Genomic DNA, 12,185 nt, shown 5'->3' on the forward strand with positions numbered 1-12,185 from the left:
GGCTAGCATTTTCAATAATTTAACGCTGTTTTGGCACAGTAGGGGCATCGAGTATGTCACCGGAGTTGCCTGATGAATGCGTTTCCTCGTCTGAAGGCTTATTTTCACATAGCCGTCGCCCTGATTGTTATTGGCTATCCCATGTACCTGTGGGCTCTTTGGGACCCGATGGACTATGGCTTCAGTGCCATGCGTTTGGGGGGAGATTTCTTCGCCTTCTACGAGGCGGCTCTGCTATCGCTGCGGGGCTATGTGATGTTGGTGATGGATTTTCCTGAGTTTCGCCTCACCGCGCTTGAATATGCACCGGGCAGTCATCCGTTTTATGAGTGGGTGATGTCTCCCGGCCTGTTGCTGTTTCTCCTGCCGTTTGCGGTGGTTCCTTTCACGTTTTCCTACATACTGTTTTTTCTTGCCGGAATTGGAGCGTTGGTGACGGCTTGCAAAGAGCGCTACCGCTCGTTTGATACGCTTGATTTCGTTTGCCTTGCCCCGGCATCCCTGCTTTGCGTGCTTTACGGTCAGCCGGTGATCTTTGTGGCCGCGCTGTTGTGTGCTGGTCTGCGCCACCTGCCTTTATCGCCGGTTTATGCCGGACTGCTGTTGGGTGTTACCGTCATCGAGCCATTTGTCTTTGGTTTTTCCCTGTTGGCGCTGGCTGCATCGCGCAACATGATGGCCTTGAGCGCCGCCATTTGCAGTGCTGCGGGCGTAGTGTTCTTGTCTACCGTGCTGTTTGGCGCTGAAAGCTGGAGCCTTTATTGGCAAACTGCGTTTTCAACCCAGTTCTCAGCGTTGTTGCAAGCGGATAATCCGGTCATTTCCATGGCTGTCTCGGTCACTGGATCGCTGATCGCCATGGCGCTCAACAAGGAGAGCGTGGTTCTGGTCCAATCGCTTGTAACCGTTCTGGCGGCATGTGTTGTGGTGTGGCTGTTCTGGCGTGAGCGCGACCGTGAGGCACGGGATCTGGTGTTTGTGATCTGCATCGTGCTTGCCAATCCCTTCACATATGTATGGGATTTGGCGCTGGTGACGCCGCTGCTTTACTTCTACGCCGTCCGGCATGAGGTCTTCGCACCCTCTGACTACGACAGTCCGGTATTCGAGCCGATCGCGCTCACCGCACTTTATCTGCTGCCGTTTGCTGCCATCGCGCTCACATCTCATCTGGTGCCCATTGCACCGCTGGTGCTGGTAGTTGCCGTGTTTTTCGTGATCCCGCGCCTTGTGGCGCCAGTGGAGGAGGCCGGGCAGCGTTCTGGGCACGATGCCGGCCTGACAGCCTGAAGGCCCTCAAAAGACTGGGATGGGTGCGGCGTTTAGGTTGCCGGGTGGTGTGTGCTGTGCCAAATGATAGGGACAGAATTCAGTCAGTTTCAGGAAGCACGTCCCGTGTCCGCATCCGAAAGCGCCCAATCTCTCATTGAGAAACCCGTTGATGACCTGTCCCGCGAAGAAGCCGTTCTTGAGCTGGAGCGGCTTGCCGGTGAGCTGAAGACCCATGATGAGGCCTATCACACCAACGATGCGCCGATCATCAGCGATGCCGAGTATGATGCGCTGAAGCGGCGCAATGAGGCCCTTGAGCAGCGTTTCCCGGACTTGGTGCGTGAGGACAGCGCGTCAAATCGCGTGGGGGGTGAGCTGGCCGAAGGTTTTGGCAAAATCACCCACAGCGTGCCGATGCTGTCGCTGGATAACGCTTTCAGTGATGACGATCTGCGAGAGTTCTTGGGGCGTGTACGCCGCTTCTTGCGATACGATCCGCTTATGGGCGATCTGGCGGTCACCGCAGAACCCAAGATTGATGGGCTGTCGTTGGCGCTGCGCTATGAAAACGGCAAGTTGGTGCATGCGGCAACGCGCGGCGATGGCACGACCGGTGAAAATGTCACCGCCAATGCACGAACCATTGCCGACATTCCTCAGACCTTGCCTGCAGGTGTGCCTGAAATCGTGGAAGTGCGCGGTGAAGTGTACATGGCGCATGCTGATTTCGAGGCGCTCAACGCACGCATGCAGGCAAATGGCGGCAAGGTGTTTGCAAACCCGCGTAATGCCGCCGCCGGGTCACTGCGTCAGCTCAATGCAGAGATCACCAAGTCCCGGCCTTTGAAGTTTTTCGCTTATGCGTGGGGGGAGATCAGCGATCTGCCTGCCAACACCCAGATGGGAATGGTTGAGACCTTTCAGACATGGGGGTTCAAGATCAACTCGCTCATGAAGCGCTGTGTAAGTGCTGAGGAGCTGTTGGAGGTCTATCACCGCATTGAAGAAGATCGGGCGAGCCTTGGCTATGACATCGATGGCGTTGTCTACAAGGTGGACGATCTGGAACTGCAGCGCCGACTTGGGTTCATTTCGCGCTCGCCGCGATGGGCTATTGCGCACAAGTTTCCGGCGGAAAAGGCCTTCACCATCCTGCGTGAGATCGAAATCCAAGTGGGACGTACCGGCGCGTTGACGCCGGTTGCCAAGCTGGAGCCGGTCACGGTTGGCGGGGTGGTTGTCTCCAATGCCACGCTCCACAACGAGGATTACATCAAGGGCATTGGCCCCAAGGGCGAAGCACTGCGCGGGGGCAAGGATATTCGCGTTGGAGATACGGTGGTAATCCAGCGCGCCGGTGATGTCATTCCGCAGGTGCTGGATGTGGACCTCAACCGCCGTCCGGAAGACAGCACGCCTTTCATGTTTCCGGACCATTGCCCCGCTTGCGGGTCCAACGCCGACCGCGAGGTGAACCCGAAAACTGGGCGTTCGGATGCGGTGCGCCGGTGTTCCGGGGGGCTCATTTGCCCGGCCCAGGCGGTTGAAAAGCTGAAGCATTTCGTCTCCCGCAATGCCTTTGACATTGAAGGGCTGGGCGCCAAGCAAGTAGAGATGTTTTTCGAGTTCGACATGGACAAGGGCGGCGTGCGCACGCCCTCCGACATCTTCACCTTGCGCGAGCGCGACAGCAGCTCCTTGACCAAACTGCGCAGCCGCGAAGGCTGGGGTGCCGTTTCGGCTCGCAAACTGTTTGATGCCATTGATACGCGGCGGTTCATTGATTTGAACCGCTTCATCTACGCTCTTGGCATTCGTCATGTGGGCGAGGGCAATGCAAAGCTGCTGGCGCGTGCCTATGGCTCTTGGGAGGCGTTTTATGAAGCGATGAAGGCGGCAGGAGACCCCACTTCGGAAGCCTACCGTGATCTCAACGACATTGATGGCATTGGTGCCACTGTTGCGGAGGCTCTTTCGCAGTTCTTTGGCGAGGAGCACAACATTGCCGAGTTGGACCGGCTGCTGGAGCAGGTGACCCCCAAAGACGTTGTGGTGGAAGATACTTCCGGCTCTCCAGTTGCTGGAAAGACACTGGTGTTCACCGGCAGTCTGGAGCGCCTCAGCCGAGATGAGGCCAAGTCTCAGGCCGAAGCTCTGGGCGCAAAAGTTTCCGGCTCTGTCTCCAAGAAGACAGACATGGTGATTGCAGGTCCGGGGGCAGGGTCCAAGCTGAAGAAAGCACAGGAGCTGGGTATTGAGGTCATTTCAGAAGATGACTGGTTCAAACTCACTGGGGCTGACTAGGCCATTTGCCGTGTGTTGAAGGGCTGACCCTCGATAAGTCACTGGATGCATGACAATGCTCTGGAGCGTCCACAGGCAGTGATCTCCAGAGATGGATTATGTTGCTACAATGTTCTAGTTATCTGAGTTAGGAATCTTTTAACCCGCTACTCGAACCTTTGCGAAAGAGACCCATGTCAAATTCCTCCAACTGGCCGGTGCCCGATGACTCTGGTGATGTGACCCCGGCGGGATCTCATCAACCACGAGCTGGCGGCATTGCTGCGCGCGCCATGGCAGCGCGGCAACCGGCACAGGCGGCGACCTATCTGGAGGGGTTGAACTCTGAGCAGCGCCGCGCCGTTGAAACCATGGATGGTCCGGTGCTGGTGCTGGCCGGTGCAGGCACGGGCAAGACCCGCGTTCTGACAACGCGTATTGCTCATATTCTGGCAACGGGGCGGGCAACGCCTGCGCAGATACTGGCGGTGACGTTCACCAACAAGGCAGCGCGGGAGATGAAGGACCGCATTGGCCGCTATGTGGGCGACAACGTGGAAGGCATGGCCTGGCTTGGCACGTTCCACGCCATCTGCGTGAAGATCCTGCGTCGTCATGCAGAACTTGTGGGTCTGAAGTCGTCATTCTCGATTTTGGATACGGACGACCAGTTGCGGCTGATCAAGCAGATCATTCAGGCCGAAGGCTTGGACGACAAGCGTTGGACTGCCAAGACCTTCGCCGGCATGATGGACAGCTGGAAGAACCGCGGTCTCACACCGGCGCAGGTGCCCGTTGGCGAAGCGCAGAGCTTTGGAAATGGCAAGGGGCGCCACCTTTATGAGACCTATCAGGAACGTCTGTCGATCCTGAATGCTTGTGACTTTGGCGATCTGCTGCTCCACTGCATCACGATCTTCCGCGATCATCCGGATGTGCTGAAGAGCTTCCAGAACCGCTTCCGCTACATGATGGTGGACGAGTATCAAGACACCAACATTGCGCAGTACCTGTGGCTCCGTTTGCTGGCGCAGGGCAATCACAACGTCTGCTGTGTGGGCGACGATGACCAGTCCATTTATGGCTGGCGCGGCGCTGAAGTGGACAACATCCTGCGTTTCGAACATGACTTTCCCGGTGCGGCGGTAATCCGGCTGGAACGGAACTATCGCTCCACCAGCCACATTCTGGCGGCGGCTTCCCATCTGATCGCGCATAACAAGGGGCGTTTGGGCAAAACCCTGTTCACCGATGCCATGGACCCTGAGGCGGAACTGGTCTCGGTTGCGTCAGCCTGGGATTCTCAGGAGGAAGCGCGCGCCATTGGCGACGAGATCGAAACGTTGCAGACCAAGGGGCATCTTCTCAACGAGATGGCGATCCTTGTGCGTGCGTCCTTCCAGATGCGCGAATTTGAAGATCGTTTCATCACTCTGGGCCTCAACTACCGCGTCATTGGAGGTCCGCGCTTTTATGAGCGCATGGAAATCCGCGATGCGCTGGCCTACTTCCGCTGTGTGATGCAGCCAACCGATGATCTTGCGTTCGAGCGTATTGTGAACACGCCCAAGCGCGGTCTGGGTGAAGCGTCCCTGAAGCTGGTTCATGAGTATGCCCGTGCAGAACGCATTCCGCTGATGCAAGCCGCATCCGAACTGATCCATACGGAGGAGCTGCGTCCAAAGGCGCGCAAGTCCCTTGCGGATCTTCTGGCGCAGTTTGATGGCTGGCGGCTGCAGCTGGACAGCATGAGCCATACGGAGCTTGCGGAAGTTATTCTGGATGAGAGCGGTTACACGGCCATGTGGCGCGCCGACCGTTCTGCGGAAGCGCCGGGACGTCTGGACAACCTGAAAGAACTCATCCGCTCCATGGAAGAGTTTGAGAGCATGGCAGGCTTCCTAGAGCATATCTCTCTGGTCATGGACCGAGAGGGTGAGAACGAGGAAGATGCGGTGTCCATCATGACGCTGCATTCCGCCAAAGGGCTTGAGTTCGACACCGTGTTCCTTCCGGGCTGGGAGGAGGGCGTGTTCCCCAACCAGCGGGCGCTTGACGAAACCGGGCAGGCGGGTCTTGAGGAAGAGCGGCGTCTGGCCTATGTGGGCGTCACGCGTGGGCGGCAGCGGGTCAAGATCTGGTTTGCTTCCAATCGCCGCATTCATGGCTCCTGGCAGTCTTCCATTCCGTCCCGGTTCCTTGATGAACTGCCCCACGACAATGTTGAGGTTGTTGAGCAAGGCTCGACCTATGGCGGCTACGGCGCAGGTGGTGCGGGCGGCGGTTATGGCGCAAGCCGGTTTGATAACCACGATCCTTTTAAGAACACCTACTCCACGCCGGGGTGGCAGCGGGCCAAGCAAGCGCGTGCAGCAGGCACAGGTCTTGGCCGCACGCATGGCGGCACACAAACCCGCAGACAACAGCGCGCAGGCCCAAAGACCATTGAAGGAGAGCTTGTCGCCAAGTCTGTCAGTGACGGGGCTTCCGAGTTCTCAATTGGCGAGCGCATCTTCCATCTGAAGTTCGGCTATGGCCACATTTCCGCGGTTGAAGGTAACAAACTGACCGTCGATTTTGAGAAGGCAGGGCGCAAGAAGGTGCTGGACGGCTTTGTCGAGCGGACCTGAGCGCTGATCTGCTGGCCAAAACGCATGAAGCTGTGTGAGCGGACTGGCCTTTCTGCGCTGGTCCGTTTATGGCCATTTCCAACAGAACAAGTGATAGGAACGAAGAATGGCAACGATCCGTGTGCGCATTCCGCGCCCTGAGGCGGAGGCGAAGGCCCTTTCTGAGAAACTGGAATTTCTTTTTGAGGACGAGGGCTTTCCGGTCGCCGTTTTTGAAAGCTCCAGCGATGGCAGAACGTGGACAGCTGAGGTGCTGGTACTCGACAGCACAGTTGAAGACGCCACCGCCTTGACCAAGGCGCAGATCGTGCCGCTGCTGCCAGAAGGCAAACTGCCGGAAGACGCTGAAGTGGTGGAACTGCCAGAGATCAACTGGGTGGCAAAGTCACTTGAAGGCCTGAAGCCAGTACGGGCAGGGCGCTTCGTGGTGCACGGCTCTCATGACAAGGATGCGGTTTCCACACACGATATCGGGCTGGAGATTGAAGCGGCGCTGGCGTTTGGTACAGGCCATCATGGCACGACAGCTGGGTGTCTGTTGGAGCTTCAGCGCTTGTTGAAGCGTCGCCGCTACGAACGCATGCTGGATCTGGGAACAGGCACAGGCGTGTTGGCCATCGGCCTTGCAAAGCTTACCAATCAGGAAGTGCTTGCCACTGATATCGATCCGATTGCCACCAAAACCGCTCTGGAAAATGCCAAGTTGAATGGCGTTGCACCTTTGGTGAAAGGCTTCACTGCGGCTGGCGTGGATGATCGCCGCTTTGCTGAGTACGGGCCTTTTGATCTGGCTGTTGCGAACATTCTCGCCAAGCCACTTGTTCAGATGTCGGCGAAGTTCGCTCGCAACATGGCTGATCAGTCGACCTTGGTGCTATCCGGCCTGCGCGTTGAAGATGGGCCGCGTATCATCTCTGCTTACAGCCAGCAGGGCTTCCGCCTTGACCGCCGCGGTGAAATCGACGGATGGCTCACGCTGACACTCGTGCGCGGCAACTGGGCTCCATAAAAAGGCGCGACCAGTTTTCCAAGTTGTTGAAGGCGGGCTTCAGGCTCGCCTTTTTTGTTATGCGCAAGTACCGTTTTCGGGAGAATTTAGACAATAAAAAACCCCTGCTTCCTGGGAGGAAGAGTTCGGATCGGAGGAGCCGAACCCATGGAAGCAGGGGTTTGATAAGCACCGGATGCGTTGGGAGGAGCGTCATCCGGTTATTTAATATCGAATGAGTGGGAGGAATCATTCGATATTGGTGCCTGGCAAGTGGGAGGACTTGCTTCAGCGTCCGACGAACGTATGGGAGGAGTTACGTTCGACGGGAAGATCGTCGTGCCTTTCGGCAAATTTTCTTGTTTTGCTGAGGTTTCGCTCAGCTGCAGCGAAGATTCGCTGCCCTATCAGGCTTACTTGTCGCCAGCTGGCTGGTACTGGTTCTGAAGTGCGATGTACACTTCTGCCATTTCCTTGGCCTGCTGTTCGCGAGCTTTCATCATGCGTTCTACGAAACGACGGAAGAAAGATGGCTTGTCTTCACGATCATAGGCGCCCAACTCAAACTGTCCGGTGGTGACAAAAACTACCATTTGGGGCTCCTTAATATCTCTCTCGTACGTGCTTGCTGCGTTGCAGCGTTCGTTTCTTACAGCCTCTATATGGCCTATGGACGCCTCCGGAAAAAGTGTTAGTTTCGCATGTCGGTTATGCATTTGGTGCATGTCAAGCTGAAATATGTCAGCTAGGCGTCACAGAAATGCATGAAATGTTGCATTGCAATAAGCGCATGGGAGATATGCGTAATACTAATGGCTTTGGGGTTTCTATCTATAGTGTCGACGGCCAACAGAAATAAGTTGAAGGCACTTGGGGGCGGGGATAGCTTGGCGCAATGTTCCAGAATTTCGACACAGTCAATGACAAAACCCGCGGACCAGCGCGTCTTGCTGCTCTGCGTGGTGAGCTGGCCTCACAAGGCTTGGATGGGTTTCTGATTCCACGGGAGGATGCGCATCAGGGCGAGTATGTTCCTGCATCTGACTGCCGGCTGGAATGGTTGACCGGTTTTTCCGGTTCGGCCGGTGTAGCCGCGGTTGTGGGCGACAGTGCGGCAATCTTTGTCGACGGTCGTTACACCATTCAGGTGCGCGAGCAGGTGGATCTCGACGTCTTCAAGTACCGGCATCTGCATGAACAGCCGTTGGTGGAGTGGCTCTCAGGTGTGCTGAAGCCCGGCATGAAGCTGGGCTACGATCCCATGCTGCATACGGTGGCGCAGGTGCGCAAGCTCACCGATGCCTGCCATGAAGCGGGTGCGCATCTGGTTGCTGTTCAGGACAATCCGGTTGATGTGGTGTGGCAGGATCGGCCTGCAGCGCCTTTGGGCGCAGTCAATCTTCATCCGCTTGAATATGCCGGCGAGCCAGCAGCGGACAAGATTTCGCGAATTGGCAAGCTGATTTCCGACAAGAAGGCCGAGGCTGCGGTTCTCACTCAGCCAGATTCCATCGCATGGCTCTTCAACATTCGCGGTTCAGATGTGGAGCACACCCCGCTGCCGCTGTCTTTCGCGGTTGTGCCTGCTGAGGGCAAGCCGGAACTCTTCATCGATGGCCGCAAGCTCTCCAACCAAGTGCGCGATGCTCTCTCTGAGCTTACTGAGATTTCGGAGCCTTCTGCGTTGATTCCAGCACTGGAAGTGCTCGGCGCGGCAAGAAAATCCGTTTTGGTGGACTGCTCCTTGGCCGGGCAGGCGCTCTACGACGCCATTGTCAGCAAGGGTGGCAGTGTTGTTGAGGGGGCCGAACCTGTCCTGCTTCCGAAGGCCATCAAGAACCTTGCGGAAATCGAGGGCGCACGCAATGCGCACATTCGCGATGGTGTTGCCTATGCCAAGTTCCTGAGCTGGTTTGAAAAGACCGCCCCGCATGGTGAGCTGACGGAAGTGTCCGCGGCGCAGAAGCTGGAAGAATTCCGCCGTGAAACCGGGCTTTTGAAGGACATTTCCTTCGACACCATTTCCGGAGTGGGTGAGCACGGTGCGATTTGTCACTACCGGGTCAGCTATGACAGCAATCTGCCGATCAAGCTGAACTCCATCTATCTGATTGATTCCGGCGCTCAGTACGAAGACGGAACAACAGACATCACCCGCACGCTCGCCGTTGGTGCGGTGACTGAAGAGCAGTGCCGCAACTTCACTCTTGTGCTGAAGTCTCACATTGCTTTGGCAACGGCAAGGTTCCCTGTTGGTACCTGCGGCGCTCAGCTTGATACGTTGGCGCGCATTGAGCTGTGGAAGGCGGGGCTGGATTTTGATCATGGCACCGGCCACGGCGTGGGCTCTTATCTGGGCGTACACGAAGGCCCAGCACGGATCGCCAAGAATAACAATCAGGTGAAGCTGGAGCCAGGTATGATCCTCTCCAACGAGCCGGGTTACTACAAGGACGGCGAGTATGGCATCCGCATCGAAAATCTAGAGCTGGTTACACCGGCACAGGATATCGATGGCGGGGATCGACCCATGCTTGGCTTCCAGTCTCTGACCCTTGCGCCGATTGATCTTCGGCTTGTTGATCAGTCCTTGCTGACCAAGGCCGAGCTTCAGTGGCTCAACGCCTACCACCAGCGCGTGTTCGACACGCTGAACCCGCTGTTGGATGCAGAAACCAGCGCTTGGCTGAAGGAAGCTACCCGTCAGATTTGACGGGACAGAGCCTCCAAGATTTACGGTCTTTTTACGAGCACACTTTTCACTTAGCCTACCTATGATTGGTGGGAGGTGTGCTCGTGAAGGCCCTTGATCTATTCCGATATCCGCTGTGGCTGGCAGACCTTCTGGCTGGCGGAAAGTCTTTCAAAAACAATGGTATCATCGGCAGTGAGTGGCTCAATCAACGGGGGCTGCATGTCAAGCGCATGGCCTTTGCCGAGCGTATGGCGGACCTGCGCCGAGCGCGACTCAACCGCTTTCTGGATGCAGAGGATCGGGAGTTTTTCGCCACAAACGGATACGTGCTGAAACACAATGCGCTGCCAACACTGACCTTCAAGCGCCTTTTGGAAGAGCTGGAGACAACCACTTTCAGGGCTTGGGAGATGAAGCAGGGTGGTACGGTCACCCGCTTCACACCGCTTCCTCCCAAAGTGCTTGCGGGCCTTCCTGCTTTGAGTGACGCTGTGAACCTGCCTGCTTTTCAGGGTGGCTTGCGCTACTGCGCCAGTGTTGACGGAGACCCCATCGTGTTCATGCACACGGTGTTGACCGATCCAGCGGACGACAAACGGGATCCCCAGACCTTCTTTCATTCCGACACATTCCAGCCCACGGCCAAGGCTTGGCTGTTCTTAAAGGACGTGGAGCCGGAGGACGGGCCGTTCAATTACGTGCCGGGATCGCATCGCCTTACACGGGCGCGGCGGGACTGGGAGTTTCGTCAGAGCCTAAGCGCTGCCAAACACAAGAATGGGCATCATGCGGCCGGATCTTTCCGCATCACTGAGGCCGACCTTGAGGAGATGGGGCTGCCTGCCCCCATAGCGATGAACGTTCCGGCCAACACGCTGGTGGTTGCTGACACGCACGGGTTTCATGCCCGTGGCCGCAGTTCCCGTCCGGCGCTCAGGCTTGGGCTCTATGGCTCTTTGCGCAAGTCGGCCTTCATGCCCTTTAGCCCGCCGGACCCTTTGTTGCTTCCGGGTCTTCGCGGGCGTCAGGCGGAATTCTATGTCGCTCTGCAGAGCATGAGCGCCAAGATGAAGGGCAAGAAGCCTGCCTTGATCGATGTGGGGGAACTCAAGGTCACGGCCCCCGCCGTTCGGTGAGGGTGGGCGGCGCTTGGGGTGTGCTAGATAACTTGGCGGAGGAAGGCGACACAGATCACGCCAACGCAGATGGAAGGCAGAAGCGGCGCACGCATGGCCACGACAGCTGTAAGAGCAGCGGAGATGGTTTCGGCGGGCCCAGTCATGAACGCAACAGGTGCTATGATGGACATGAAGATGGCCGGAGGTACGGCTTTTAGCGCTTCTTCCATGCGTCCGCTCAAGGTGACATAGCGCAGAACGTAGACACCGGCGATGCGGGTTACGTAGGTCGACAGTCCCATCAGGAAGATGGTCCAGAGGGACATCACGTCGGTTGCAAACAGCTCCTCCATCATGATAGGCCCTCTGGTGTCCTGCGATTTTCCACGTTGTCAGGCCGGGCCAGCAAGGCTGCGGTGGCCATTCCTGCCGCCGCGCCAGCCATGATGTACCATGCGCCGGGGATGGTGGCGTGTACCAGAGCCGCGGTGAGGCCGCTTGCGGCAAGAACCGCGCCGGTGTGGATGCCGTTCCAGAAGCTCATCACGAGACAGATGAACAGGGCTGTAAACGCAAAGTCGAGGCCGATAGAGGCCGGGTCGGTGAATGCGGAGCCCAAGAACGCGCCCACAAAACTGCTGAGCACCCACATGAGATAGAACGGCACCACCAGTCCCATGTAGAAGGAAAAGGTGAGACCGTGTTTGAGGGCGCGCTTTTCGGAAAGTGCCCAAACTTCGTCCGCGAGAAAGAAAAACGCCACGAAGCGCTGGGGGGCACTGAATTGGGCCGTGTTCGGAGTGAGTGACGTACTCATGAGCACATGGCGCAAGTTGACGAGAAGAGTCGACAAAGCGATGGTCAGCCAAGGGAGCGGCTCTGCCCACATGTCCAGCGCCACAAACTGAGAGCCGCCAGCAAACACCAGTGCGCTTTGCAGCATGATCTCGAAAGGCGACAGGCCTTTCTGCGCTGCCAAGGTGCCAAACAGCACGCCAATGGGACCGGCCACCAGCAGCAGCGGGGCGATGGTCTTCATACCTGCAAGGTAGTCGTCACGGGCTGGGCTTGACGGCTTGGCAATGGCGGTAGTGTCAGTCATTGGAACTGGCTCGATTTATCTCTCTCGGCTATTCCCTTAACTGAAAGAACGGGTGGTTCAAAGGCGTGAACCTATTCTTTTTTCAGATGGTTTTATG

Annotated in this window: 9 protein-coding genes; 6 read left to right on the forward strand and 3 right to left on the reverse strand. The window is 57.2% G+C overall.

Going from position 1 to position 12,185, the window contains the following annotated elements; translation table 11 throughout:
- The first annotated feature begins 72 nt into the window (after nucleotides 1-72).
- The 4 genes from Q3Y58_RS10755 to Q3Y58_RS10770 all read left to right on the forward strand — a co-directional run bounded on the left by Q3Y58_RS10755 (nucleotide 73) and on the right by Q3Y58_RS10770 (nucleotide 7,194).
- The gene (locus tag Q3Y58_RS10755; protein WP_319622221.1) at nucleotides 73-1,290 is read left to right on the forward strand and encodes a glycosyltransferase family 87 protein; all 1,218 of its coding nucleotides are present in this window, start codon (nucleotides 73-75) and stop codon (nucleotides 1,288-1,290) included.
- Nucleotides 1,291-1,395: 105 nt separating this feature from the next.
- Nucleotides 1,396-3,576 (forward strand): NAD-dependent DNA ligase LigA, encoded by a 2,181-nt coding sequence (ligA, locus tag Q3Y58_RS10760; protein ID WP_319622222.1) that lies wholly within the window; start codon nucleotides 1,396-1,398, stop codon nucleotides 3,574-3,576.
- A 173-nt stretch (nucleotides 3,577-3,749) separates the two neighbouring features.
- On the forward strand, nucleotides 3,750-6,185 hold the full coding sequence (locus Q3Y58_RS10765; RefSeq protein ID WP_274218495.1) for an ATP-dependent helicase: 2,436 nt from the start codon (nucleotides 3,750-3,752) through the stop codon (nucleotides 6,183-6,185).
- A gap of 106 nt (nucleotides 6,186-6,291) precedes the next feature.
- On the forward strand, nucleotides 6,292-7,194 hold the full coding sequence (locus Q3Y58_RS10770; protein WP_274218496.1) for a 50S ribosomal protein L11 methyltransferase: 903 nt from the start codon (nucleotides 6,292-6,294) through the stop codon (nucleotides 7,192-7,194).
- Nucleotides 7,195-7,586: 392 nt separating this feature from the next.
- Here the strand turns inward: Q3Y58_RS10770 and Q3Y58_RS10775 are convergent, their stop codons facing one another.
- Nucleotides 7,587-7,766, reverse strand: coding sequence for a hypothetical protein (locus Q3Y58_RS10775; RefSeq protein ID WP_274218497.1), 180 nt, complete (start codon nucleotides 7,764-7,766; stop codon nucleotides 7,587-7,589).
- Nucleotides 7,767-8,068: 302 nt separating this feature from the next.
- On the opposite strand from Q3Y58_RS10775, the gene Q3Y58_RS10780 reads away from it, so the two are divergent.
- A complete protein-coding gene (locus tag Q3Y58_RS10780; protein WP_319622223.1) occupies nucleotides 8,069-9,886 on the forward strand; it encodes an aminopeptidase P family protein in 1,818 nt (605 codons plus the stop codon).
- A gap of 83 nt (nucleotides 9,887-9,969) precedes the next feature.
- The gene (locus tag Q3Y58_RS10785) at nucleotides 9,970-11,004 is read left to right on the forward strand and encodes a phytanoyl-CoA dioxygenase family protein (RefSeq protein WP_274218499.1); all 1,035 of its coding nucleotides are present in this window, start codon (nucleotides 9,970-9,972) and stop codon (nucleotides 11,002-11,004) included.
- 23 nt (nucleotides 11,005-11,027) lie between these two features.
- On the opposite strand, the gene Q3Y58_RS10790 is transcribed toward Q3Y58_RS10785, so the two are convergent.
- Both Q3Y58_RS10790 and Q3Y58_RS10795 read right to left on the reverse strand, forming a co-directional pair.
- Nucleotides 11,028-11,342, reverse strand: coding sequence for an AzlD family protein (locus tag Q3Y58_RS10790; protein ID WP_274218500.1), 315 nt, complete (start codon nucleotides 11,340-11,342; stop codon nucleotides 11,028-11,030).
- A complete protein-coding gene (locus Q3Y58_RS10795; RefSeq protein WP_274218501.1) occupies nucleotides 11,339-12,088 on the reverse strand; it encodes an AzlC family ABC transporter permease in 750 nt (249 codons plus the stop codon). The genes Q3Y58_RS10790 and Q3Y58_RS10795 overlap by 4 nt, the downstream gene beginning before the upstream one ends.
- Nucleotides 12,089-12,185: the final 97 nt, after the last annotated feature.

The sequence above is a fragment of the Nesiotobacter zosterae genome (assembly GCF_033843645.1).
In the GTDB taxonomy this organism is placed as follows: Bacteria; Pseudomonadota; Alphaproteobacteria; order Rhizobiales; family Stappiaceae; genus Pseudovibrio; species Pseudovibrio zosterae.